Below are 26,048 nucleotides of genomic sequence, written 5' to 3'. Positions count from 1 at the left end.
TTGGAGCTGACCAAATAACTCCTTGATTTTTCCTGCCTAATCTTCATTTCTCTGATGCTTCCAGCGCTTATGGCTCCACAGCCAAAAGGCCGGTTGGCGGCGAATGTTCGCTTCGAGTAACCGCATATAAGCTTCCGTCAACTCGTAGTCGGGGATAGTGTGCACATTGTCCGACATTTTTTGAAGCCGACAGCGATAACGCCCACGGCCTTCGCGCTGCATATCAGCAAAGAATACGGCAGCATCGACGCTCTTCGCGATGCGTTCCGTTCCGGTAAAGACGGGCGTGTCCTGATGTAGGAAATCGACCCAGTCGTGTATGTTAATGCGGCGTGGCGACTGGTCGGAGATGAAGCCAATCACAATTTTTTTATCTTCCCGCTTGAAACCGGCGATACGGCGTAAAATGGCATTTTTCGGGATGTTTTCTGCCCCAAAGCGCGAGCGTAAACGCAGGAAGATACGATCAAACATTTTATTTTCCAAAGGTCGATAGAGTTGGGCGCAATGCCATTCTTCAGGCGCCCAAAGACCAAGGCTGGAGACCCATTCCCAATTGCAGAAATGTCCAAGGTAGACAAAAGCAAATTGGCGTTGCTCCATCACTTGCTGCATCTCATCTAAGCCTTCAAAAATCATACGCCGGCGCATTTCTGATGCCGGCATCGAGAGCTGGCGTATGGTTTCGACGGCGTAATCGCAAAAGAAATGATAAAAATCGCTTATAATGCGCTCCCTTTCCTTTGCGGTCTTTTCCGGAAATGAGGCTGCAATATTGCGTTGTATGACACCGCGCCGATAACCTACGATGTAGCGCACTATGAAATAAGCAAAATCGGACAATATATAAAGCAGGCGCAGCGGCAACTTCGAGAGGAGGAGGATGAGGCCTGTCGCTATATTTTCTAAGAAGTGCTTCATAGGGTGCAAAAGTAGGCAATGGACGATTAGGTGCAAAATAAAGCGTCCGGAATTTAAGCTCTCAGTTGTCCTCGTCGCTCTCCTTTTGTAGCGTAATGCTCCGAGAAATCCAAAATTATAAATGTGTGTATTGTCGCCGCGAAACTTTTGAGAAACCTACTCTTTGTTAGGACCTTGGCACATTGATGGGCGGCAGCAAAGAAGAAAAACTAAAGATTCTTTTATTTTTTTGTGGGTAAAAAACAACTATGCCCAAATAGTTTACCCTGAGATATATTATCTTTGCGCCTGAGAAAAGTAAGACGAAATCAATGAGACAATTTTTACTGACAAGTTTTTTTGCCGCCTTGGCCTTATCTTTGAGTGCACAAACGGGGGCTTTTCAAGTGAATAACTCCGGCTTTGAAACGTGGAAAGACGTAAATGAGCCGGGCGACGGGTGGTATAGTTTCGTATCAGCCAATACTTCCGGTTTGGGCTTTTTAGGAAGCGTGGCTAAGAATAGTTCTAAAAAGAATACTGTCAAGATTGAAGGACGCACAGGTAATGCTGTTTTACTCAAATCAAGCAGTATTTGGGGTGCGAAAGCCAATGGCAATCTGACTACGGGCTGTATAAATATGGGCAGCAGTACGCCGGCCAATAAGGCCAACTATAATTATACGAATCGCTCCGGTGTTAATAGTTGCTTGTTCGCAGGACGTCCCGACTCCTTGGTTTTCTATGCGAAGTTTAAGCGCGGACAGGGCGGCAATGATACTTATACAGGTCGCTGCCACGCGGTTTTGCACGGCGACATTGATTACAAAGATCCCCACGAGACGGAAGAAAACAAAGCCAAATACTTGATTGGCGAGACGACGATCTATTCTACCGTTACAGACGAGTGGACGCGCTACGCCGGCGCCTTTACATATACGGGCACGACCGCGGAGAAAATGTATATGCTCGCTTCGTTTACAACCAACGAAACGCCGGGCGCTTCCTACAACGATGAATTTTCGATAGATGACGTGCAATTCATCTACAATTCCCAGCTTAAATCCATCGCTTATAAGGGGGCTGCCGTTCCGGTCAGTGCGCAGGTAGATTTGTCGACTGAAACTTATGAGCCGGCCTCTCTTGTGCTTGCGGCCGATGGAGCCGGCGCCATCATCGATACAACTTACAATGCGGAGACGTGCGTTTTAACTGTCACCGTAAAGGGCAACGACTTCAGTGTCTCTCCCGATAATGTGCATAGCTATGAGATCCAATTCGCCAAAGCCTCAGAGCCTGCGCTTGCAAGTGTAAAAATCAGCGGCGAGCCTTTTGCTGCCTTTACGCCGGACGTAAAGGAATACACGCTGCCTTACGCTTATGCGCCGGGCATCGTGATTGAAGGGACACCGACCGAAGGCTTTAAGATGGTCAACGACTCTTTAGAGACGACCTTTGGGAAATTTGCTGAGCCCGCTTTCTATGATAACGCGCAGAAGTGTATTACGCTGAAAGTAACTGATGGCAGCAAAACTACCGACTACACGTTTAAGTTTACCGACGCCGTAGCCGATACGAAGAGCGGCGACTATCCGGGCAGTCTCTCTGTCTCTCTGACGGCAGCCAACGACATCGCCGTACCCATTCCCTTGAACAATGCCGCCGTTCTCGTTACGAAGAACAGTAACGGCACGTATAATTTAGATTTGAAGCAGTTTAGCTTTGCCGGTATCCCCGTTGGTGACATTCACGTGGCTGATATTCCTTTGCAGAACGACACTTTGGCTGCTCAGCGCACCATCCGCCTTACCGCTTATCAGGCCGACGGCACGATAGACAATAGTAGTATGGGTTGGAGTTTAGGTCATTTACCCGTAAAGGTTGCTTTGCATCTGCTCAATGCTGATCAGCACTTGATCGAAGGCGGTATTGACATCCTGACGGAGGCTAATCCTACGCTGGCGGCTATGTTTAAGCGCATCCACGTCGACTTTGTCTCGCTCGTTCTTGCACCTACGCAGGCAGATACTACGAATAATCAGCGCAAATGTTATGCGAATCTCAAGGTGACGAAAGGCCTTTTGACGAAGTATGCCGCACGCTTCTTGGCGCTCAACAATACTTGGAGCGATGCAGCCGGTGTTTACAACCTCCCAATGAGTTATCTCGACTTGACCGGAGTAGCGATAAGCGCTGACGTGACGGCGGAAGATTTACGCCAAGGCCAGCCGGCGGTTAACAATACCTTGTATTATTTGCCGGCAACGACGACTCTGCGCGGCGACAACTTTATCGTCGGTGGACGCACGGCGCGTTTCGCGTTGCAAGATGCCGCTCCGCTCTTTATTCCTCAAGATTTCACGGCCGAAAGCGTCACTTACGATCGCGTATTTGATACGGGCGCCAACACGCTGTCTACGTCCTTTATCCTGCCCTTCGATTTTGACGTGCCGACAAGCAATATGAAGGTAGCCGGCTTTGCTACAGTTACCAACACGGCTGGTAATGATTACTTGCTCAACTTTAATGAGACGGCCCACGCTACGGCGCATACGCCCTACCTTTTGCAAACATTCGACATTCATCCTTTTGATCGTCTGACAAATGTTGATGTGAAGGCCACACCGCAGAAGACTTACAGCCTTAAGTTGGATCCGTTCACACACACGGGTGTTTATGCAGATTCCACGCTCGATGCTGCCGCAGAGGTTTACGTCTACGATGATCTGAAGTTCACGAAGATGACGACGAATGTTGTTTCTCCTTTCCGCACATTCTTTACTTCGACGAAACCTATCGGCGAATTGAAGTTGGATATCAACGGTGTACTCACGGGCGTCTGCGGTCCGGCGCGTAGCGATCGAGATGGAAAATCCGCATCGCGCTATGACCTGAACGGGCGTCGTACCAACGGCTCGGCGAAGGGCTTGCAGATCGTAGACGGTAAGAAAATCTACAGAAAATAAACAACAGACTTATGCTTAAACCTTATCAGACGCCGCGTTTGTGCCAACTTGAACTCCGTACAAGTCTACTGATGACTTCGGCGGCTCGCGGCGAGGCTCGTACGGAAAAGTCTCACTACGAGAAGACGCTCGAGCCGATTGTAAGAACCCATTTGGGCACGCCGCATCAAATGACTTTCACGGTCGAAGAAGCTGATTCGACAGAGGAAGGCTGAGTTTAGTGTTCTTATCACATATCCTTTATGCGCCGACTATCAATTGATGGTCGGCGCACATTATTTATTAGGGTAGTATAAAGATTTAGCGCCACTACGAGAGCGATTGCTTGTCTTCGTAGTGGCGCGTTTTGTTTGAATGCTCAGCCTAAAGCCGGCTTCTTTTCTTGAGGCTTAGAGATTTTAATGGCCTTTTTGTCTTTAATCAGTATCATATCGTCTCATACAGTACCAGCAACCATTATAGCCTCTTTTTACTGCTTCCTGAGGAGAGTCGATGAGAACCATGTTGTCTTCAGACATTTTTTGTACCCATGAACAACCAAATTGATGGAATTCTCCTGAATTTCTATTGCCAACAACTACTATTGGTTCGTCTAAATACAGGATATTGCCAATTGGACGGAATGGGCTTCCTCCTGATACAGGCGTATCGTACTCAACTTTGTGGCGAACAGCGTATTCATGTGCTTCTATTGCGGAAACTCTGTTGTCGCAGTTGTTATCTACACGACTTAAAAGACGTGAGCCGTCCGGCCCTTTGCCGGTCATGGCTGTAATCCACTGAAGCGCGTAAGGATCAAAGTTGGCTCCTCCCATAGATGATCGATTTGCCCTGCAGGCTGCAGCGAAGTGCGTTCTCTTTGCTGTTGAGTTTCTGAGGGTAACATCCATAAAGCCTCCCGAGAAGCATTGCTCCATCATAACTATTAGAGTTCTGTATTGAGGAAGAGCAGCTAATTCTGCACCCCACATGTCTGTCGTAAATGACTTCCAATTTGGCCAGCAGCATAAAACAGAATTTCCATTAACCCTATCACCGTGGTTGTTTGTGTGGATCAATAAAAGGTCGTCTTTCTTTAGCTTCCCTCTGAGATTGCGAATAGCATCGCGGAGAGCCTCCTTTGTGCCGGCGCCTTTTACTTTCATTCGATAGTTAGTATTATCTCCCGGCCATTTTTCTCCTGATATCCAGTCTGCATGATGTATGCTGCCGTTCTCATTCAGAACACAAATGTTCTCTTCTTTGAACTTGTAAATATCAACTAATGTGCGGTAGAGAAATTCAAGATCGTTGGTGTGTCTTCTATTAGACATACCGGAAAAGAGTATTGCATATCTTTCTCCTGTGGGGGAATTTGTCTCGATATTCAATAATCCGGAGCTATTTGCTTCAGAAGGCATTTGGAAGCTCTCCTTTTCTTCAAAATGAGTATTTTGTTGAATTGTTTCGAAAGCTTTCTTGTCTGTGTAAAATTCGCTAAGAGGAAGATTGGCGTCAACGCTGGCATATTCTTCGCCAGTCTCTGCATCGAATAATACGTGCTTACACGGGTGGCCCCAATTAAGCAGTGGCTCTAAGTCGATTGTTGCTACTGCAGTGTCGCGAGGTACGACAACTGATTCTTCCCTTTCCCCAATGTTTAACTCCGAATTTTTTGTAACAGTGTTTTGATAGAGATAGATGTTACTCCTATTCGCAGTCTTAAGTCTCCGGCTGTTTGTGGGAGAAGTCAAAGAGGAAGAAATCTTGCTGAGAATGTCTTTTTTTACTTTCATACTAAGTTCTTTTTATAGGTTAAACGGATTAAAGTCGTGTTCGTCATTAGGCTTGGAGCCATAACGGAGAATCAGAGAGTATGTCTCAGGGTAGTCCCCTTGATAAGGTGGCAGGGTTGACTTCACCTTGGTTAGTTGTGACAAGTCCGACTTAATGAATAGATACAGACAATCATGTCCCCAATTGAGTTTGGGCTTTAGATCGACAAAGACCATAAAACCATCGTAGGGGTACGTGAAGTTTGTCTTTGGGTAGGTGACTTCTGTACCCTCGGAATGGATCTTTGTGTCTATGAATATCATAGATTGTTTGATTGCATCCTTCGACAGTACATTTTGAAGTAGCTCTATTAGTGCAAGTTTGTTTATTGGCATGGCGCTTTCTTTTTAATTATTCCCTATTCTTATTGAAGGGTTAGTTCCTTAGTATCTGTTTTCAGCAAAGATATTTATTCTTTCCAAAAACCGCCACTTTTTATGAATAAAAATCGATTTATTTTTACAATGGAGATAAATATTGCGTTTTTTCTTCACTGTGTGTGATTTTTTTATCGCTTTCTTGCCGCGTAAAGACTAATTCTTTATTTAACGCGGAGCATAGAGAAGAATGGCTAAAAGCTAAGCAATATAAAATCCAACCTAAGCGATAGAGAAGTAAAACCTAAGTAATTTATATTTTGTGCGCAATAAATTAAATTTTCACCACGGTGAAACGAAAGTGTCTCCTTGGTGAAACAAATTTTTCACCACGGTGCTAATTATTTTTCACCATGGTGAAAATTCGACTGTCTGCGCATGAAGAAGCGAGTGGCTGCGGAGAAAAGAATGGCTAACTACGCATATAGTGGCTAAAATCTTAGGTGAGAGAGCAGAATGTCTCTAAGAGAAGCGGGACTTAAAAGCAGCGTACGAGGAAATAGAAGAGGAACGAATCGGAAATTCAAAGGAGGAGTAGAAGGAAAAGGGGTGTTAGATAATGTTTAAGGGAGCAAAGAACCGGAAAGAGAAAGGAAAAAGCAGACTGTGCGCAGCTCTGATTCTGCAAATACTTAAAAATATTCAGCAGAAAACGTAAGGCATAGCAGTAATTGAGGCCGTAATTTTGCGACATACAAATATAAAGACTATGATAACCAAACGTTTCTCCATAGAAGGCCTGCATTGTGCCAACTGCGCGCTGCGGGCGGAAAAGGTGCTCAATAAGCAGCCCGGCGTGGCGGCAGCTGTATGCAATTTTGCCAGTGCGGAGGTGCAGATAAAATATGATCCGAAAGCGACGAACGCAGAGCAGTTGGCGGCGGCCATAGATCAGGCCGGCTATCGTCTTATCATAACTCAACAAAACAAAACAGAGACGGAGACGCGTCAGCGGAGCGAGTATCGCACAGCCCGGCGCAATGCTGTGGCTGCAGCCTTGCTTAGTGTGATCGTCACTTACCTTTCGATGACCGCCGGCGGTGCTTGGCGCGGCTGGGCGTTGTGGCTGCTCGCCACGCCCGTAGTCTTCGTGGCCGGCCGGCAATTCTTTCGTAACGCTTTGCGGCAAGCTCGTCAGGGGGCTGCCGATATGGATACGCTTGTAGCCTTGAGTACGGGCATCAGTTATAGTTTTAGCGTCTTCAATCTCTTGTTTCCCGAAGTTTTAGGCCGCGATGCCCACCTCTATTTCGATTCTTCCTGCGGCGTGATAACCTTTATCTTGATCGGACGCTTACTCGAGGCGCGCGCCAAATATGGGACGGCCGCTTCACTTCGCAAACTAATGGGCTTGCGGCCGCAGGAAACCATCCGTTTAAAGGCCGATGGGACGCAAGAGACCATTAAAATCGCCGAAGTGCAGAGCGGTGATGTCCTCGTAGTGCGCCCCGGCGAAAAAGTGCCCGTGGATGGGACGATTACGGCCGGTAGTTCGTATGTCGATGAAAGTCTTTTGAGCGGCGAACCCGTACCGGTGGAAAAGCAAGTGGGCAGTAAGGTTTTCGAAGGTACGATCAACCAAAAGGGAAGCTTTAACTTCCGCGCCGAAAGTGTGGGCAATGCGACGATACTTGCCCGCATTATCGCCTTAGTGCAGGAAGCGCAGAACAGCAAAGCGCCCATTCGCCGACTCGTAGACAAGGTGGCGGGCGTCTTTGTCCCAACCGTGATGCTCATTGCTTTGATTTCCTTTTTTGCCTGGCTGCTTTTCGATAATATACCCGGCGACAGTGCGCTGACGCGCGCCCTTTTGAGCGCCGTAACCGTGCTTGTCGTGGCCTGCCCTTGCGCTTTGGGCTTAGCTACGCCTACTGCGCTGATGGTCGGCATTGGGCGCGCGGCCGAGAAAGGTATTCTCGTGAAAGATGCTGAGGCTTTGGAGCGCGCGAAGAGCATAGATACGATCGTTTTGGACAAGACCGGTACGATTACTGAGGGACGTCCGGACGTCGAAGCGGTACAAGGGGCGCTGACTGCGGAACAAATGCGCATCCTCGTCGGCTTAGAGCAAAAATCGGAGCATCCTTTGGCCGACGCCGTCGTGCGTCATTTTGCCGAAGTCGAAGCTGCCGTGATCGAAGCCTTTCAAAGCAAGACGGGAATGGGCGTTGAGGGCACCTATCAGGGGCAAACTTATCGCGTCGGCAATCGAAAATGGATGGCGGAATTGAACTTGGCGCTGCCGGCAACGGACTTTTCAGCCGAGTATACCGTAATATATTTTGCCGATGCAGCGCGCGTGATCGCCGTGATCGCCATTGCGGATCGCATCAAGCCCACTTCGGCCGCAGCGGTCAAGGCTTTTCGCCGCGAAGGCTTGGCTGTTCACCTCTTAACGGGCGATAGCGAGCGCACGGCTGCGGCTTTGGCGCAGCGCTTGGGGATTGAAACTTTCTGCGGCGGGGTTTTGCCGGCCGACAAGGCAACTTACGTGAAGCAACTTCAGGCGGCGGGCCACCGCGTCGCGATGGTCGGCGACGGCATCAACGATTCGGCGGCCTTGGCTGCGGCCGATTTGAGCATAGCTATGGGCCGCGGCAGCGACGTCGCGATGGACGTCGCGCAAATGACGATTATTCGCAGTGATTTGTCGCAAATTCCGGCCGCCATTCGCCTATCTCGGCGCATCGTTCGCGTGATTCGGGAAAATTTGTTTTGGGCTTTTGTTTACAATCTCTGTCTGATTCCGCTCGCAGCGGGCGTTCTGATTCCGGCTTTCGGACTTTCGCTTTCGCCGAGCTTGGCCGCCGCCGCGATGGCCTTGAGTTCGGTGAGCGTAGTCGCAAATAGCTTGCGCTTGCGGCGGGCTTGAGTGTACTTAGGCCCATTATTGCCGCCGTTTCTTCAAATTTCTTCGTACTTTTGCCCATCGTGAATAAACCCCAATAAGCTATGATGACAAGAAATACAGATGCCGCGCCGATGCGCTCCGGCTTTGGTTTCCCGCAGTGCCTTTTGCGGCTTGGCAGATTCCTTCCTTTGCTCCTTTTAGTCTTGATTTTTGCGGCCTGTGCTCCGAAAAAGAAATCGCAGGACGCCACTTCGTCGCCCTCGCTCACGATTGGCGCGATGAGTTCTATGGATTTTCTGCCCTTTGCTGTGGCCCAAGAGACCGGCATCTATGATTCGCTCGGCCTAAAGTTGGAAATTGTCCACTTTTTCTCTGCCAACGATCGCGATGCGGCGCTTCAAGCCGGCAAATTGGATGGGACGGTGACCGACTATACCGGCGCTGCGCTGCAGGTAGCCGGAGGGGTGGACGCCGGACTCGTCATGAAACTCGACGGCGACTTTAGTTGGATGGCCTATGGTGCAGAATCAGATGATTTTCCTTCATCTTTCGGCGTCTCCAACAATACCGTGATCGACTTTCTCACGGATCGTTTTACGCAGCCCGCAGTTGCGAAAGGCGCCATCGTACACCGCGTCGAGGTGCAAAAGATTCCGCTGCGCTTAGAACTTTTGCTGCAAGGCAAACTTGGCGCCGCCGTTCTTCCGGAGCCTTTCGCGACGATGGCAGAAGCCTCCGGGCGCTGTGGCCGACGCGATGTTTCTTCCGCCCATCAATGGGAGGCGACAGGACTTTTGGTGAAGCGCGAACTGGCGCAAGAGGGCAACAACAAAGCCTTGGCGCTGCTTTTACAAGGCTATAATTTGGCCGTGCAAAAGTTGCGCGATGCAGATACAGAGACCTTGGCGCGTTGGATCAAAGACTATGCCGGCGCGCCCGAGAAGTTGGCTACGCACATCCCCGTCCCCGATTATACGCCGGCAACGCAGCCTAAGACTGAGGAGCTTCAAGCTGCCATCGCTTGGCTCAAGCAAAAGAAGGCCTTGAAGAAGGATTTGACGCCCCAACAGCTCATTGTGCCGATGCCGGCCTTGCCCTAATCCACGTCTTCGCCGCACGAATCCATGTCTTCGCCCGCTTCCTTTCTCACCGTCTCCGATTTGCGAATCAATCGGCCGCCGTCCGGCGGTCGGCCGGCTGAAGATGCGCCGATCATAGCCCATCTTTCTTTCACGCTGGCACAGGGCGAGTTTCTGCAAATCAATGGTGCGTCCGGCATTGGCAAGTCTACGCTGCTCAATGCCTTGGCCGGCCTGCTGCCAGCTGCAGCGGGAAGCATCATCATCGGTGGATACGCCGCCAATGATAAGCATCTCGCTATCGCCTACGTGCAGCAGGGCTACGGACTCCTGCCTTGGAAGACCGTTGGCGCCAACATAGTGCTGCCCGGGCTGCTTGGTGGACGCATGCGCTCGGAAGCGGCGCAACGACATATTATAGAGACGCTCCAACTGACTGATCTTTGCACCCGCTATCCGCAAACGCTGAGCGGCGGACAGTGCCAGCGCGCCGCCTTGGCCCGTGCTTTTTGTCAGGATGCCCAACTCCTTTTGCTCGATGAGCCGTTTTCTGCGCTCGATGCTGATAAAGCGGCCGAGGCCTTCGAACTCCTGCTTGCTTTGCGCGAACAATATCCCGTGACGACCGTGATGGTGACGCACCACGCGCTGCCGCGCCGATTGGCGGCCCATAAGCTGCTCACGTTGTTGCCCGATTTTCAATACACCTTAGAAGATGTTTAGCCCCCGTCTGTTGCGCGGCCGCACGCGTCGCACCGGCCATCAATTGCGGCGCTTTCTCGTCGGCTTTCTTACGCTGCACCTCCTATGGATCTTCGGCGCCGAAGCTCTGCGAAGCGATTTGCTGCCCGCTCCTTGGGTCGTTTACCAACACCTGCCCACGCTCACCGGCGAAGCGTCCCTTTTCCATCATTTAGCCGAGAGTTTGCTGCGCTTAGCCATAGGTTTGGCCCTCTCCGTATTGTTAGCGCTGGCCGGCGCAGTCGGCATGTATTTTTTTAAGTCCTTCCGCTACGTGCTCGACGGCCTTTTATATTTTGTCTACCCCATACCCAAACTTATTTTGTTGCCTATTATCATGGTCCTGTGCGGACTGGGTAACGCCTCCAAGGTGACGATGCTCGTCTTGGTCCTTGTTTTCCAATTGATGGTCAATATCCGCGACGCCCTTGCTGCCGTTCCGCAGCGCTATGTGGCCGTTATCGTTTCCCTCCGCGGTAATCGGCGCCAACTTTTGCGCCACGTACTTCTGCCGGCCATTGCGCCCACGCTCTTTTCCTCTGTGCGCGTAGCGCTGGGCACTGCCATTTCTGTCTTGTTTGTCACGGAAACTTACGGCACCGACGCAGGGGTGGGTTACTTAATCGTAGATCTGTGGATGCGAATGGACTATACGGCGATGTATGGCGCAATTGTGATGCTGGCCCTCACGGGTTTTCTTCTCTTTATCTTGTTCGACTATCTCGAGCGCTTCGTTTCTCCGCAGCCATCGTTGTAAGCAAAACGCCCGCGTGGCTTTTGCGCTGCCCGATGATGGGAAATTTTAGCGCGAAAAGTTGGAACAATTACGCCCCATCACAGCTTTTTAGATTGCAATACTTGGCTTGACAAGTTTACGCTCGTGAGCGTAGACCTTTTTTATCGTGAGATGAAGATCTTTTCATCGTGAGCGTACACCTTTTTTATCACGATGAAAAACTAAAAGATCTATCCTTACGATGTTCGAAATAGGGCGCTGAGGGTGGAGAAAAGCAAGTGGTAGCCCGAAAAATAGGAGCGTTGCAAAATTATTTTGTGAATTTCTATCCTATTTCTTTTTTTTTCTTTATATCTTTGCGGTCGAAAACAACTTAAAACATTTAATCCAAAACAATGAAAAAGCAAATTTTGTTAGTCTTAAGTACGTTGTTCTTTATTTTTTCTTGTTCAACGGAAAACGAACTAAAACCGAACCTGCAAAAACCACAAGAGAACGTTAGTGTTTTATCGCAAGCTGCGTTGAGTTTTGCAAAATCTTTGAATGAGGGGCACCCGACTCGGTCCGCTCATAGTGGGCAATTGGCTGTGAAAAGTATCTTGAAGTTAGACATCAAGTCGGGAATTATGACTCGAAGTATGGATCAAAATGATTCATTACTCAGTGGTATATTCGCGGTTAATTTGACTGACAGCCAGGGCGTTGTGTTGGTTTCGGCTCAAGGTTCGGGTGTTCGGCCTATTGCATACCTGCCTGATGAACGTGAGTTTGACAATATCGTATCATTAGATTCGGTATCAGAAATTGCAGGAGTGGTGCACACAGCTATAGATGAGAATGGAAAGGTGCCACCTCCGAGTAATGATGTTGACTATAATATGAGACGGAGATATGAAATAGAAGAGAAACTTGAACCTAAGTGCCAAGTGGTTTGGCATCAAGGAGAACCTTATAATATCTATTGTGATACTAAAGATGGGAAGCAAGCTCTTGCAGGCTGTGTTGCAATAGCGGGTGCGCAAGCCCTGACTGTATTACGCCCTAAAATGGATATGATTACTTCATGGGATGAGATTGTTGCAAAGGACCCGAGCTATGATGCGACAATTGAGATTGCTAAACTTATCAGTTTTGTCGGTAAAAGCGTTGATACAGATTATGGTGAGAAGAGTTCTGGTGGTAGGGTGGAAAAGCTTGTACCTCTTTTTGCAAAATATGGAATTAGAGACTATGATGCACCTCATGCAATAGATGTGCTTAAAACTCGTCATGGAGCTATTGTTGTGTGTGCTTATCTCAAAAAAATAAAAAAATTTCTCGGAGGATCTAAATACAAAAAGGGACATGCATTTCTTGCTGATGGATATATAAAGTATAAAGATCGAAGTCACCCTTATTATTTGCATCTTAATTATGGATGGGGAGATAGTAAAAAGGATGGTGAATACACATATAGGAAAAATGCCTATATCCTTTGCACGAATAAGACTTGGGACGATGCTTTTGTGCGAAAAGGGGAAGATTGGCAGGAAAAATATCCCTATCGTATCCGTTTTTATTCCTTTACCTATGAGACAGAGAAGAATTGGTAATGTTTAAAAGGTAATAATATGAAACTTCAAAAATCTAATTTCGGGCTTGTTGCTCTATTTCTTTTACTTACTATCGCGTGTTTGGGTGCATGTAATCGCTTTGAATTAGTTGGTGATAAATATATTGTGACCAATAAAAGAGGCAACGATACGATATTTATCCAAGAAGGGATGCAGCCGGATACATTTTACGCCCTCGGATATAAAACGTTTGATATGAAAAGCGTGGCTATTTACAAAGGCGAAAAGCTCCTAACCCGAGTGACGCAGACGGCAGGCGTCTATTCAAAAGACTTAGGGGAAGCAGAATTTGAGAAAGATGGCAATATCCGCAAGTTGGTCATTTACAATTGGTGTATGGTAGAAAGGATTACGATGAAGAAGGGGAAGATTGGCTATAAAGTCTCCGCCTTAGGCCCTTCGAAGGGGTATACGATGGCTTGCCGCGTTACCGCCCCGGAAGCGTTCGTTATGGGGACACATGTTATGATAAAATAAACAGCAATAAAGCATTTATTTATGCGAGCCCGCTTGCGCCGATTTTACCTCAATGGGCGCAAGCGGGCAATATTTTTCTTTGCGGCACAAGTGAAAATTACCTAAAAAGGGGGGATGCTCAACAAGGGCGGAAGGCGTGATTATTTCCATCGAAGATTGTGACGAATCGGCCGTAATCCGTAACTTTGTCGATGATCCTACGCGGCCGCCCGAGCGGCGGCTACGCAGCGAGATGAAAGCAAAGAAATAAGACAAAAGCAGGTATGATAGACGTTTCAGATATTTTGGAAAGTTCCCTTTTCCTTGGCACTTCCGCTGAAGAGCTCCGCGATTTTTTATCCGTTGCGCCCAATAACATGCGTCATTACGTCGCCGGCGATATCATCGCTCGCCGCGGTGAAGCGTGCCGCTCGGTTAGTGTGATTGCGTCGGGCGTGGCTGAAGCCTTTATGGTGAACCCTGAAGGAAAAGAATTGAAGATGGACGAATTGCACGCTACGGATATTTTGGCGCCTGCTTTTATTTACGCTTCGGTGAATACGTTTCCCGTAACCGTGATGGCGAAAACGCCCTGCGAGATCTTGGTGATCAATCGCGATGCCTTTTTGACCTTTATGCAGCGCTCGCCGGAAGTGTTGCGCAACTTTCTGCGCATCATTTCCGATCGTAGTTTGTTTTTAGCCAAAAAGGTAGATGAATTTGCCTTGCAAAGTTTGCGCTCACGCGTGCTAAAATATCTGCAAACGAGTGGTCGGCTTGAGAATGTGCAAGCCGTTGCCCTGCGGATGGGCGTGCAGCGTCCGTCGCTCTCACGCGTCTTGAGCGAGTTGGTGGCTGAAGGGCGCGTGGCGCGTCAGGGCAATGTATATATATTGTGTGAAAGATCTTAAGCCTGAATCGAGGAGATGTCGACCAAGCCGTTGACGATGGCATAAATGGTCAGACCGGCCGGCGTATGGATCTGCAATTTTCGAGCGATGTTGCGTCGGTGCGTAATGACGGTATTTGTCGAGATACACAAATGCTCAGCAATTTCCTTGTTGGACATCCCCTGCACGATGCTGATGATGACGTCGCGTTCGCGCGCACTTAGTTCCTCTTCCTTATTGCTTACGAGCGAAGAGATCTTCTCTGTGAGTACGTTTTTGCGCTTTGATTTCTCCAAGAATTTGATCGCGGGAATAAAAATCATATCCTCGACCTTGGAATGTTGACGCAACCACTCCTCGTTGTTGTAGATGTCGTAGAGCGTAGCCATCAAGCGATTGTTGTGCATATCATCGGTGGGCAGATATTTGATGATAATGTCCTTCAATTCGCGAAGTTTGCGGTCCACTTGACTATGATGTTGCGAGAAAGTGTCGATGTCGAAGTTCTTTGATAAGTCGCCTTCGAGCAAAGCCGTTACATACGGAAACAATTCCTTCTCCTCATACTTCATATGCCGATGAATCTCGGCCGAGTAATTGTCGTAGAGTTTGAGAATCAACTTGGCCAAATTATCTTCCGCCTCCAAAGCCGCTTCCAGTTCGCGCCGAATGGTGGGCAATTGGAAGCCGAGATAATATTGATGGCTCGCCTTGAGATAATGTAGCAAGGTGGGCATAGAAATATGCTCATCAATTTTGACGCCAAGGTAATCATTGATCACCAAATTAACAACTGCAAGGAAGGTATAAGTATCTACGCCTTGTCTTTGGCAGACTTCGCTAACCGTGCGGTCGCCAAAACCAATTTTTATCCCAAAACTGCCGAGGCTTTGCAGGATATTATAGTTGTCTCTAATCAGAGAAAACATTTTGTCGTCCGGCTCGTAGATTTTCTGGCTTTTCATTTATGTCCCTAAATTTGAGAAGCAAAAATCGAAAAAAAAAACGAAATAAGCAATTGGTTTGCATTTGTATTTAGCTGTAAAGCTTTAATTTACCTACTTTTGAGTATTGATAAACGGCATTTACGCAAGTATCTTTGCAATATGAAAACAGACAGTGAGTATGGTTGGAAGATACCAAAGGTACTTCTTTCATAGATGCGCATAAGGTGACCTCCTCCATACAAACTGTTTGCTTTCTTTTCGTTTATCTTGGTAGATGGTATTTTTGCGGAAGATAAAGGCTGCAAAAGTCTTTATGGTAGCAAAATAAGCCGTGTGATTTTCCAAGAATACTGCAGTTTCAAGCTCTCTCATACTTTATTAGTTTGTTTTCATCGCTACTTGCGAGATGCTTATTGCCTTGTTAGAAGGCGTGGTTGCTGATATACATTAAGAAACGAGACACTAAAGATGAAGCGTATTTCATTTCGCTCGATACATTTACTGTTTGTTCCGGTTTTTACCGCTTTGATGTTTACTATAAAGAGGCCTTGATGCGCCTTTTCCCTTATTTGTTGCGCGCCGGTGCAGATGGAATCATAAAAAATAGTGATCTGTGAATCGTCAATCTTGGCCTTCGCGATAGAAACGTAGGAGAATGTGCTTTTAATGAGCATATTCTCCTACGAATAAGTGCATCCGGCGATGCGTAATAAGTGTGTAGGTCCTGAAAGGCCGATTTGCGTCAAGGCAGATCCCTTTGCGCTTTTCTCATTGCCGCCTCTTTTGATTACTATTCTGCAAGCTGGTAGGCGGCAACAGGCGCCGGCGTTATCCCACTTGCGAACCCGGCGCTACGGGGCGGTCGATCGTGAGCACGGAGAGCGAGCCGTCTAAATTTTGAGCGCTCAGAATCATTCCTTCGCTGACGATGCCGCGCAATTTTCGGGGCGGGAGGTTGGCAATGAAGACAACTTGCTTGCCGACCAACTGTTCTGGTTCGTAGAACTTGGCAATGCCGCTAACGATTGTGCGACCGCCGAGCCCGTCGTCAATCTTGAATTGCAACAATTTGTCGCTCTTCGGCACGCGCTCACAGCTTAAGACCGTGCCTACGCGCAAGTCCATCTTCGCAAATTCGTCGATCGTTGTCTCCGCACTGATGGGTTCGGCCTTCTTTTCAGCAGCTTCGTTGGCTGCTTCCATTGCTTTGAGCTTCTCTACCTGAGCCGTCACCACCTCATCTTCAATCTTTTCGAAGAGGAGTTCGGCTTGGTCGATTTGATGACCGGCCGGAAGGAGATCCGTATGGCCCAGTCTGCTCCAATCGAGCGTTTGGAGCTTGAGCATGCGGCGCAAACGCTCGCTGCTGAAAGGCAGGAAGGGCGCGAAAGCCGTAGCCAGATTGGCCACGAGTTGGAGTGCAATATATAAAATCGTCTTTACGCGTTCGGGATCCGTCTTGATGACCTTCCAAGGCTCAGCATCAGTCAAATATTTGTTGCCGATGCGGGCGAGATTCATAGCCTCCTTCTGCGCATCGCGGAAGCGGAAGTGGTCGAGCAAGTATTCAACCTTATCTTTTACATCCTTAAACTCAGCAATCGTAGCTTCGTCTTCGGGCAGGAGCGTCCCGCAGGCCGGCACTTCCCCACCGTAGTATTTGTGGGTCAATACGAGTGCGCGATTTACAAAGTTTCCGTAGACGGCTACCAACTCGTTGTTGTTCCTGGCTTGGAAATCCTTCCACGTAAAGTTGTTGTCCTTCGTCTCCGGAGCGTTGGCCGTGAGCACATAACGCAAGACGTCCTGCTTGTCCGGGAAGTCGGTGAGATATTCGTGTAACCAAACGGCCCAATTGCGCGAGGTCGAAATCTTGCGATCCTCGAGATTCAGAAATTCGTTGGAGGGCACGTTGTCGGGCAAGACATATTCGCCGTGGGCTTTCAGCATCGCGGGGAAGACGATGCAGTGGAAGACGATGTTATCCTTGCCGATAAAGTGGACTAAACGCGTGTCGTCTGACTTCCACCACGTCTCCCAATCGTTGGGAAGCAGTTCGCGCGTATTGGAAATATAACCAATCGGTGCGTCAAACCAAACGTAGAGCACCTTACCCTCAGCGCCCTCGACGGGAACGGGGATGCCCCAATCAAGATCTCGACTGACGGCGCGCGGTTGTAGGCCCATATCAAACCAACTCTTGCATTGACCGATGACATTGGAGCGCCAATCGGCGTGCTCGCCCAAGATCCATTTCTCTAACCACGGCTGATGTTTGTCTAAAGGCAGATACCAGTGTTTCGTGGTGCGCAGAACGGGTTTTGAACCGCTGATGGCCGATTGCGGATTGATGAGTTCGAGGGGCGAAAGCGCCGTGCCGCAATTTTCGCATTGATCGCCGTAAGCGCCGGGCTTATGGCAGTGGGGGCATTCTCCCGTGATGTAGCGGTCGGCCAAGAATGTCTTGGCTTCTTCATCGTAGTACTGCTCGCTTTCTTTTTCTATAAACTCGCCTTTATCGTAGAGCGTTCTAAAGAACTCGGTGGCCGTTTTTTCGTGTACGGCACTCGTCGTGCGACTATAAATGTCGAAGCTGATGCCGAAGGCTTCAAAGGAATCTTTAATCAGTTTGTGATAGCGATCTACGACGTCTTGCGGTGTGCAATGCTCACGGCGGGCGCGAATCGTTATGGGTACGCCATGCTCATCTGAGCCACAGATGAAAAGGACCGGCTTGTTGCGCAAGCGCAGATAGCGGGCGTAAATATCCGAAGGGATATAGACGCCGGCCAAATGGCCGATGTGGACCCCGCCATTGGCGTAGGGCAATGCAGCTGTGATCAGCGTACGATTGAAGGTCTTTTGCGTCATGTAGAAAAAAGAATTAAGGCGAGAAGAGCGGCCTAAGCGGTCGTCTTCTCGCTTTGTTGTTAACTTTCAATACGCAAAGGTAGAGAAAATATCAAAATTATCCGCCAATACGTTGAATTTGTTTTATGTGTTCCCGCCCGATGGGGGCGCATAAGTTTGTCTGTATGCGCCTCGTGAAGCGGCAAAATCTTTTCAAAGAGGAATGCTACAGCTTTACGACTTTCTTTCCGTCGACGATATATATACCCTTTGGCAGATCTTTCAACTCGTCGTTGAGTTTCACGCCACTAAGGGTATAGATACCTGGTCTTGCCGGCGCTTCAGTAGTCAAGTGGCTTACGCCCGTTATGTCGCCATAGACTTTTACATCGTCAATGTTGATGCGGAACTTATCCGTGGTATTAAAGTGACGGAAGGCAATATATTTCGTGCCGGCCGGCAAGCTAACATCGTAGAGCTTCCATTCGCCTTGGTCTAATCTGTGGGCACCCGGTGCCGGTGCAGCTTCTTCGCCGGTAGTCCATTCTTGCACAATCGTGAAGTCGTCCTTTTCGCGTCCTGTTGAAGAAGCACAAACGGCAAAGTGATCGCCTACGACTTTCTTATCTTGTGCGCAAGCATAGAACGTGACACGCATCGCCCCGTAGAGTTCCGGCGTGATCAAGAAGTTGTCCGGCGTAAGCCCTTTGTTCTTCCACGATGCAGACGTAGCGCAGTTACCCCCATTGAGGCCATCGCCAATAGTTACCCAAGTAGCCAAATCGCCGTCGGCGTCGATTGTAGTCCAGCCATAAGGCATATTGAAAGAGAAGAGTCCGTCTTCCTGGTCTAAGGTTACGCTTTCAAAGTCTTCTTCGAAGATGACACCGTCCGGGCCAAGATTTTGTATGATAATTTCTTCGCAGGGCTTATTGTCGAAAAGGAATGTTTGGTATTGAGCCGTGGCTTCCCCTTTTTTGCCTTCGTAAGTTCCTATTTTCGCTTCCTTACCTTGATAGTAAGCTTTGACGTTTCTCAGGCTTATATTGCCTCCGCCGTTTAATTCCGAGGCTATTGCTAAACCACTGTCTTCGTTTTTCGCATGAATATAAGCGTCGTCGACGTAGATTTTTCCGCCTTGTTCAGTCAGGATAGGCATTGCACCAATGACTTTAGATTTATCGCTAAAATACAAATCGCCTTGCGTCATAATACCCTTGAGCGAGTCAGACATGATAACGATCAATTTGCCCGGCCCTTTGATGTTCAGTGCGCCTTTCTGCCCGCGAATGGCCCAGCCGCGCGTAGTCAGGATTTGGTTGTTACCTTCCAGCTTGATCGTGTAAGCTTGATTTCCCAAGAATTCCAGTCCGGCCTCTTCGCTTTCAGTGGGGAGCGCAATCGTAGCATCCTTTAGTGTCAGCGTTTTAGATGCATCATCGTAAGTAAGTTTGCCTTTTGTTACCACGGAGAATCCACCCACTTGAGAAATGTTTAGGGCATTGCCTGAAGTTACCTCCATACCGCCCACTTTGAAGCCGTAGGTAGTTATAGCCTGATTACCATAGACCGTTACATCGTCTATGTTGACACAATATTGGTCTGTACTGTTATAGTGTCGGAAGGCGATGTATTTTGTGCCTTCGGGCAGATTTATGTCGAAAAGCTTCCATGCCGTCTGATCTTTCAAGTGCTTGCCCGGCGCTGATGTTGGAAGTTCGCTGATAGTCCATTCTTGTATAATTTTAAAGTCGCCGGCTTCCATACCTGTCGTAGAGGCGCAGATGGCGAAGTGCTCTTTCGAATAATCCGCGTCCTGCGCGCAGGCATAGAAAGTTACGCGGACGGCGCCTTTCACCTCCGGCGAAACAAGATAATTGTCCGGATGGATCGCCTGCTGCGTAGCCTTGTCAAACGAAGCCGATGTGGCACACTTTCCGCCGTTGTGTCCTTGCCCTACACCGCCGGGTTCGGTATAGTAGATGAACCAATTTTGTCCATCCTTATCGGCGTCGATCTTCGTCCATCCGGCCGGTAGCGTTTGTGTACTCTCTCCTTCGTTTTCATCGAGTATGACGTTCTCAAAGTCCTCTGAGAGCAGAACGTTTTGCGCCTGAACAGGTAGGGCAAACATAGCGATAAACAGCCCGATGATGGCTATGTATCTACTGCTGAATAAATGGTTTCTCATAATTGTAGCGTATTGTGCAACGTAGGAAAGCGTTGCGAGTAAGTAGTTGGGTTGCGTTTTTGTCAGTGGTGTGCTTTTCTATTTATTATTGCGTTAATGCCTCTACGATAGTGCGGGTAAGGCTTAAAAGCACATGTGTGTTTCAAATTCCATTCTCTCTTGTTGTTGGTCGTGCTTACGGCTGACTTTCGACGCTTTCTTTTTAGAGCGTATCTGTGCCTTTGTAAGGCCGGATGGCAAATGCAAAATTAGTAATAAACAATTTGTTAAACCATAAATATCTGTTTTTTTATGGCAAATCAGTTGGCGTTTTCATCCTTAAGCGCGGGGGCGTAAGCCTCCGAAGTGTTTTGTCGATTCCGGCTTCGCTTCTTTGCGCGGCAGAAGTGTGAAGAGTTTCACTAACTTCTTTCTGTTGATCATGTATCTTCTTTTAGATTGATCTTTCACCTTGCCGTTAAACTTTACGCAAATGAGCGTATGGAAGCTTCGCCGGGCTGTGGCGGTTGTTTATCTTTCACTAAACATAACCAACCATCAGCCACTTCCCCAAAAATAGATTGAAAGCATACGAGAAGAATTTAATATTGAAGCCTGCAGATCCGGACATTATCAGCCGAAAGCTTTGCGGCGGGCGTGTGTGCTCACGAGCGAAAGTACTTTTTATCGTGAGCGCAAAGGTTTCATCTCACGAGAAAAAAGGTTTGTTCTCACGATAAAAAACATCGGAGGCAGATTTTGGTGGTTAAATTGGGGCGCGTAGTGTATAGATTTCTTAAGCATAAAGCGTTAAAAATAAGCGAGAAAGGAAGCGAAACGAATGCGCGTAAGACGATAAAAAGAAACGGTAGAATTGGTTACAATCGAAATATTTACGCCGCGGGGCAGAAGAATAAAGAATGAAGTATGTCGAAAATATCACACAAAAAATAGCAGCGTCACAGCAAGAAGCAGAGCGCTATAATTGGAGCAGAAGCACGCTGCAGTGGGATTTGCGGCTCAATAATTGCGTAAGCCTCTTGTAGTATCCGCACACGAAAATGCACATTTTGCAAACAACGGCATACAGTTGAGACCAATCCACGCCTAAAGTCTGGCATTGTACGCGAATAGAAAGGGGAAATTAACATTATATGAGGCTCTTTTTTTAATATAAACGCAGTATACGGTTGTCATTTTGTACTTTTGCCGGAGTTTTTGGGAGAGGGGACATCCGGTGCCTGACTTACGCGATCAGTATCTTGTGAAAAAACAGTCCTTGCTCCTCTTTAGGATATATTGATAAAATGATATTGAAATGAGATTTAGATTTTTAAAAGCAGCATTTGCGGCCTTGTGCTTGTTTAGCGCTACTCCGGCTGCTGCACAGTTTAACGTTGGAAAAGCGGCTACAGGCGCAGTGAAAGCAGGTCGCGCCTTGACTCTCACGGATGCCGAGATGGCCAACTATGTAAGGGAATATGTCCAGTGGATGGACGAACATAATCATGTTTGTCCGGAAGATAATCCTTACACAATCCGCTTGCGGAAGTTGACAGAGGGCTTGACGAGCGTAGAAGGCATACCCCTCAACTTCAAAGTGTACTACGTGACAGACGTTAACGCCTTTGCCTGCCCCGATGGCAGTATCCGCGTATTTTCATCTTTGATGGACGTGATGTCAGACGACCAATTGCGCGGCGTGATCGGTCACGAGATCGGACACATTGCACACAAAGACTCTAAAAAGCGTTTCCGCACGGCTCTACTCACGTCGGCTTTGAAAGACGGTATAGCGTCAACGGGCGGAAGAGCGAGCGCGCTGAGCGAATCGCAACTCGGCGAACTCGGTCAAGCCTTGCTTAATGCCTCTTATTCAAAGAAGCAAGAGAGCAAAGCTGATGAGTATGGCTATGATTTCTTGAAAGAGAACGGCAAAAACCCTTGGGCTATTGCTCTTTCCTTTGAACGCCTCAAGCAGTTGGAGGAAGAGGCCGGCTACAAGCAAGACAGCAAGTGGCAGAAGATGTTCTCATCTCACCCTGACCTTGACAAGCGTATTAAAAAGATGAGTCGTATGGCCAAGAACGATGGTTTTGAGAGACCGACTCAAGTAATTCCGCCGAAGCCTGTGATCGTAAAGAAAGAGGAGCCGGCGAGAAGAGACCAAACCACCGTTACGCAAACTGAAAAGCCGCAACAACAACAAAAAGCACGCCCTGCAGGTAAAAAGAAACCGCAGGCTAAGCGTCGCCCGCAAGGCAAAAAGCGCCGTAGATAAGAATAAGCCCTCATAACTATGAGGTGATAATAATAACAAAGCGAAGACTCGACGGTCTGCTTTGTTGTATGTAATAAGAAGTGGGATAAAGGCGCGAATTTGTAGGGAAATAATCGTAAATTCGCTGGTCGAAATAGTGCGAGAAAAGGATCTTAGCTGCACAAGATAAGGCCTTGGTAGGTGCAAATAGACTTTCAAAGACCTGTCTGTTCAACTCCGGCTGTGTGTAACAAGATTTCAGACGCAGCGAACAAGGTACCGGAGGCGAGAGCGGAACTTTTGTTTTAACTTAGTCGATATTAGAAATATGCTGATCAAATCGCGCGGCATTGTACTGCACACTTTAAAATATAACGATGCGGGCTGCATCGTCGATGTTCTGACACGCGAAGAGGGATTTCAATCTTTCTTCGTCCGCATCTCGCGCGGGAAACGCGGGGGCTTGAAATCGGCATTTTTTCAGCCGCTGACGGCCGTCGATATTGAATGGAATCATAAGCCTACATCGAACCTGCAAACGCTGCGGAGCGTTAGTCCGCACCCGATGTTGGGCTTAGAGCGCCCCGAAAAAATTACGCTGGCGCTGTTTCTTGCCGAATTTTTACGCACGGCTTTGCGTAGCGAGCCTATTGCCGCGCCGCTTTTCGACTATACTTGGGATTCGATTGAGTGGCTCAACTTAAGTGAGCAGCATTTCAGTAATTTCCACCTCGTTTTCCTCTTGCGTATGACGCATTTCTTAGGTTTCTACCCCAATCTTGCGAACTACGCCGACGGAATGTATTTCGATTTGGAGAATAGTTCGTTCGTGGCGCATCAACCCTTGCATTCGCATTATCTTGATCCGACGGATGCGGCTTTTCTCCCTACTTTGATGCGTATGCAACCGGCCACGATGCATTTGTTTAAGTTTTCCGGCGCTCGGCGCACGCGCTTGCTGCGCTTCATCGTGAGTTATTATCAACTACATCTGCCTGCTTTTGGCGAATTAAAGTCGCTGAATGTTTTGGAGGCCGTCTTTCAGGATTAGAATCTGCACTTGATGCGTAAGGAGTCTTGCTTTAAGTGCTTAAAACAGACTGCTGCGCGCCGCAACGCATAATTTGTGCGCCGCCAAAGCAGCGGGCATACTCCATATATAATATAGCGCCATCCGCTCCTTGATTCTTTTGGAGCGGATGGCGTAATTCGTTTGCAGCCTAAGCGGATATTAGTCTTCCGGAAAGGGCAATTGGGGGCCGCGATCGGCTAAAAGGCGGAACGAACGGCGATGATAAGGCGTCAGACCGTGTTGCTCAATCCCGCGGCGGTGTTCTCGCGTAGGATAACCTGCATTATGATCCCAGCCATACCAAGGATACTGTTCGTGCAAACGGCGCATCTCGTCGTCGCGAAAAGTTTTGGCCAAAATACTTGCGGCCGCGATGGACAGATATTTGGCATCGCCTTTCACAATCGTGGCAAAAGGCGTCGAACCATAAGGCTTAAAGCGATTGCCATCGACCAAAATAAAGGCGGGCCGCACTTTTAATCCGTCTAAAGCGCGATGCATGGCCAAAATGGAGGCGTTTAGGATATTGATTTCATCGATTTCGGACGCCGAAACCGTACCTACTGACCACGCAACGGCATCTCGCAAAATCTCTTCGCGCAAGTGATAGCGCCGAGTGGGCGAGAGTTGCTTCGAATCATTGAGCCGCGCATTCGCATACCCTTCCGGCAACACCACGGCTGCGGCATAGACGCTGCCGGCCAAGCATCCGCGCCCGGCTTCGTCGCATCCGGCTTCCGGCCGCTGCGTGCTGTAATGCGCTAAGAGCATATTTTAGATCACGACAGCCGTACCGCTGGCCGTAACCATCAACATAGAGCCGTTGGCGCCTACTGTTTCGTAGTCCAAATCAATACCTATGACGGCGTTAGCGCCCATTGCGGTTGCGCGCTCTTGCAATTCTTGCAGCGCAGTGTCCTTTGCTTTTTTCAAAACCTCTTCGTAAGAGGACGAGCGCCCGCCGAAGAAGTCGCGAAGTCCGGCCATAATATCGCGGAACACGTTCGCGCCGATAATCGTTTCAGATGCGACAACGCCAAGATACTGCTTGACGGGATAACCTTCGATTGTAGGAGTTGTTGTAAGTATCATAATGGTTTAAAACATTGTTACGACGCGCTCAAGTCCGGCGACTAAGGCGTCAATTTCTTCCTTTGTTGAATACAGGCCAAAAGATGCGCGGCACATTCCCTCGACGCCATAACGCTGCATCAAAGGTTGCGCACAATGGTGCCCGGTTCGGATGGCGATACCCAAACGATCGAGCAACGTGCCCAAGTCTAAATGATGTATTTCTCCGACATTGAAAGCCACGACTGCATCTTTTTCCGCCGTAGTGCCATATAAAGTCATTCCGGGTATGGTGCGCATTTTCTCCATCGCGTAAACCGTGAGCTCACGTTCGTGCTGCGCGATATTAGCTAAACCTAAATGCGTCACATAATCCAAAGCCACGCCCAAAGCGTGCGAACCTACGTAATCGGGCGTACCGGCTTCAAACTTGTAGGGTAAGCGCTCGTAAGTCGTGTGCTCAAACGTGACGCGCGCAATCATTTCTCCGCCGCCTTGGTACGGAGGCATTTTTTCCAGCAAGGCTTCGCGGCCGTACAAGACGCCGATTCCGGTCGGCCCGTACACTTTATGGCCGGAGAAAACATAGAAATCGCAATCCAAGTCCTGCACATCCACGGCAAAATGCGGCGCACTCTGCGCACCATCCACCAACATCAAGGCGCCATGGGCGTGAGCTATTTCCGCCATGCGCTTGATGGGGTTCACCGTACCCAAGACATTGCTCACGTGCATCGCACTAACGAGTCGCGTCTTCGGCGTAAAGAGCGCTTCATACGCATCTATATCCAAGGCGCCCGCATCGTCGGTGATCGGGATCACTTTTAATTTTATTCCGATCCTATCTCGCAGCAACTGCCAAGGCACAATATTGGAGTGATGCTCCATTTCGGAGATGATTACCTCGTCGCCGGCTTTCAGGAAGGTTTGCCCGTAAGCCGTCGCCACAAGATTGATGCTCTCCGTAGTGCCGCGTGTGAAAATGATTTCCGACGTACTGCCCGCATTGATAAAGCGGCGCACCGTCTCGCGCGCATTTTCGTGGAGCGTAGTCGCTTCCTGCGACAAGAAGTGTACGCCGCGGTGCACGTTGGCATTGACGGAGCAATACTCCTCCGCGATAGCATCGATCACGACCTTAGGTTTCTGCGTCGTAGCCGCATTATCGAGATAGACCAACGGGCGTCCGTAGACCTCGCGCGCCAGAATCGGGAAATCTTGTCTGATTGCTTGAATATCGTACATCGCTTTTGT

Annotated in this window: 20 protein-coding genes; 11 read left to right on the top strand and 9 right to left on the bottom strand. The window is 48.6% G+C overall.

Translation table 11 applies throughout. The features are described from left to right. Nucleotides 1-36: 36 nt before the first annotated feature. On the bottom strand, nt 37-921 hold the full coding sequence (locus GCWU000325_RS03235) for a lysophospholipid acyltransferase family protein (protein ID WP_006254652.1): 885 nt from the start codon (nt 919-921) through the stop codon (nt 37-39). Nucleotides 922-1,232: 311 nt separating this feature from the next. Between GCWU000325_RS03235 and GCWU000325_RS10920 the strand changes: the two genes are divergently transcribed. Both GCWU000325_RS10920 and GCWU000325_RS11905 read left to right on the top strand, forming a co-directional pair. Continuing rightward, complete coding sequence (locus GCWU000325_RS10920) at nt 1,233-3,866, top strand: calycin-like domain-containing protein (protein WP_006254650.1); 2,634 nt, start codon at nt 1,233-1,235, stop codon at nt 3,864-3,866. A gap of 11 nt (nt 3,867-3,877) precedes the next feature. Further along, a complete protein-coding gene (locus tag GCWU000325_RS11905) occupies nt 3,878-4,081 on the top strand; it encodes a hypothetical protein (protein ID WP_006254649.1) in 204 nt (67 codons plus the stop codon). Nucleotides 4,082-4,282: 201 nt separating this feature from the next. Here the strand turns inward: GCWU000325_RS11905 and GCWU000325_RS03225 are convergent, their stop codons facing one another. Next, nucleotides 4,283-5,641 (bottom strand): caspase family protein, encoded by a 1,359-nt coding sequence (locus tag GCWU000325_RS03225; protein WP_006254648.1) that lies wholly within the window; start codon nt 5,639-5,641, stop codon nt 4,283-4,285. Between the two features lie 12 nt (nt 5,642-5,653). Continuing rightward, entirely contained in the window at nt 5,654-5,944 is a 291-nt protein-coding gene (locus GCWU000325_RS03220) for a hypothetical protein (RefSeq protein ID WP_154646563.1), read from the bottom strand. 823 nt (nt 5,945-6,767) lie between these two features. Between GCWU000325_RS03220 and GCWU000325_RS03215 the strand changes: the two genes are divergently transcribed. The 7 genes from GCWU000325_RS03215 to GCWU000325_RS03180 all read left to right on the top strand — a co-directional run bounded on the left by GCWU000325_RS03215 (nt 6,768) and on the right by GCWU000325_RS03180 (nt 14,445). After that, on the top strand, nt 6,768-8,930 hold the full coding sequence (locus GCWU000325_RS03215; protein ID WP_006254645.1) for a heavy metal translocating P-type ATPase: 2,163 nt from the start codon (nt 6,768-6,770) through the stop codon (nt 8,928-8,930). 80 nt (nt 8,931-9,010) lie between these two features. Continuing rightward, nucleotides 9,011-10,009 (top strand): ABC transporter substrate-binding protein, encoded by a 999-nt coding sequence (locus tag GCWU000325_RS03210; RefSeq protein ID WP_006254644.1) that lies wholly within the window; start codon nt 9,011-9,013, stop codon nt 10,007-10,009. A 24-nt stretch (nt 10,010-10,033) separates the two neighbouring features. Then, nucleotides 10,034-10,711 (top strand): ATP-binding cassette domain-containing protein, encoded by a 678-nt coding sequence (locus GCWU000325_RS03205; RefSeq protein ID WP_006254643.1) that lies wholly within the window; start codon nt 10,034-10,036, stop codon nt 10,709-10,711. Next, nucleotides 10,704-11,486 carry an ABC transporter permease gene (locus tag GCWU000325_RS03200; RefSeq protein WP_006254642.1) on the top strand — a complete coding sequence of 261 codons (783 nt, stop codon included), beginning with the start codon at nt 10,704-10,706 and terminating at the stop codon, nt 11,484-11,486. Before GCWU000325_RS03205 ends, GCWU000325_RS03200 begins: the two co-directional genes overlap by 8 nt. A 374-nt stretch (nt 11,487-11,860) precedes the next feature. Then, the gene (locus tag GCWU000325_RS03195) at nt 11,861-13,057 is read left to right on the top strand and encodes a C10 family peptidase (protein WP_006254640.1); all 1,197 of its coding nucleotides are present in this window, start codon (nt 11,861-11,863) and stop codon (nt 13,055-13,057) included. 18 nt (nt 13,058-13,075) lie between these two features. Further along, nucleotides 13,076-13,555: a hypothetical protein gene (locus GCWU000325_RS03190; RefSeq protein WP_006254639.1), complete on the top strand. Its 480-nt coding sequence runs from the start codon at nt 13,076-13,078 to the stop codon at nt 13,553-13,555. A gap of 263 nt (nt 13,556-13,818) precedes the next feature. Beyond that, nucleotides 13,819-14,445 (top strand): Crp/Fnr family transcriptional regulator, encoded by a 627-nt coding sequence (locus GCWU000325_RS03180; protein ID WP_006254637.1) that lies wholly within the window; start codon nt 13,819-13,821, stop codon nt 14,443-14,445. On the opposite strand, the gene GCWU000325_RS03175 is transcribed toward GCWU000325_RS03180, so the two are convergent. The 3 genes from GCWU000325_RS03175 to GCWU000325_RS03160 form a co-directional block, all read right to left on the bottom strand. Continuing rightward, nucleotides 14,442-15,389, bottom strand: coding sequence for a LuxR C-terminal-related transcriptional regulator (locus GCWU000325_RS03175; protein ID WP_006254636.1), 948 nt, complete (start codon nt 15,387-15,389; stop codon nt 14,442-14,444). The two genes, GCWU000325_RS03180 and GCWU000325_RS03175, sit on opposite strands and share 4 nt — an antisense overlap. 810 nt (nt 15,390-16,199) lie before the next feature. Continuing rightward, nucleotides 16,200-18,242 (bottom strand): methionine--tRNA ligase, encoded by a 2,043-nt coding sequence (gene metG / locus GCWU000325_RS03165; RefSeq protein ID WP_006254633.1) that lies wholly within the window; start codon nt 18,240-18,242, stop codon nt 16,200-16,202. A gap of 205 nt (nt 18,243-18,447) precedes the next feature. Continuing rightward, nucleotides 18,448-20,412, bottom strand: a complete 1,965-nt coding sequence (locus GCWU000325_RS03160) for a choice-of-anchor J domain-containing protein (RefSeq protein WP_006254631.1) — start codon at nt 20,410-20,412, stop codon at nt 18,448-18,450. A 1,297-nt stretch (nt 20,413-21,709) separates the two neighbouring features. On the opposite strand from GCWU000325_RS03160, the gene GCWU000325_RS03155 reads away from it, so the two are divergent. Together GCWU000325_RS03155 and recO are read left to right on the top strand one after the other, a co-directional pair. Then, complete coding sequence (locus tag GCWU000325_RS03155) at nt 21,710-22,672, top strand: M48 family metallopeptidase (protein WP_006254625.1); 963 nt, start codon at nt 21,710-21,712, stop codon at nt 22,670-22,672. Nucleotides 22,673-22,979: 307 nt separating this feature from the next. After that, entirely contained in the window at nt 22,980-23,702 is a 723-nt protein-coding gene (gene recO, locus GCWU000325_RS03150) for a DNA repair protein RecO (protein WP_006254623.1), read from the top strand. 180 nt (nt 23,703-23,882) lie between these two features. On the opposite strand, the gene GCWU000325_RS03145 is transcribed toward recO, so the two are convergent. Genes GCWU000325_RS03145 through GCWU000325_RS03135 form a run of 3 tightly spaced genes read right to left on the bottom strand, consistent with a single transcriptional unit; the run spans nt 23,883 to nt 26,039 of the window. Continuing rightward, a complete protein-coding gene (locus GCWU000325_RS03145; RefSeq protein WP_006254622.1) occupies nt 23,883-24,494 on the bottom strand; it encodes a ribonuclease HII in 612 nt (203 codons plus the stop codon). Between the two features lie 3 nt (nt 24,495-24,497). Beyond that, nucleotides 24,498-24,815: a heavy metal-binding domain-containing protein gene (locus GCWU000325_RS03140; protein ID WP_006254621.1), complete on the bottom strand. Its 318-nt coding sequence runs from the start codon at nt 24,813-24,815 to the stop codon at nt 24,498-24,500. A 6-nt stretch (nt 24,816-24,821) separates the two neighbouring features. Beyond that, nucleotides 24,822-26,039, bottom strand: a complete 1,218-nt coding sequence (locus GCWU000325_RS03135) for an aminotransferase class V-fold PLP-dependent enzyme (protein ID WP_006254620.1) — start codon at nt 26,037-26,039, stop codon at nt 24,822-24,824. Nucleotides 26,040-26,048 lie beyond the last annotated feature (9 nt).

It is taken from the genome of Alloprevotella tannerae ATCC 51259, assembly GCF_000159995.1.
Lineage (GTDB): Bacteria > Bacteroidota > Bacteroidia > Bacteroidales > Bacteroidaceae > Alloprevotella > Alloprevotella tannerae.
Note: the sequence above shows the minus strand (reverse complement) of the source record. Positions and strands in the feature narration are given on the sequence as shown.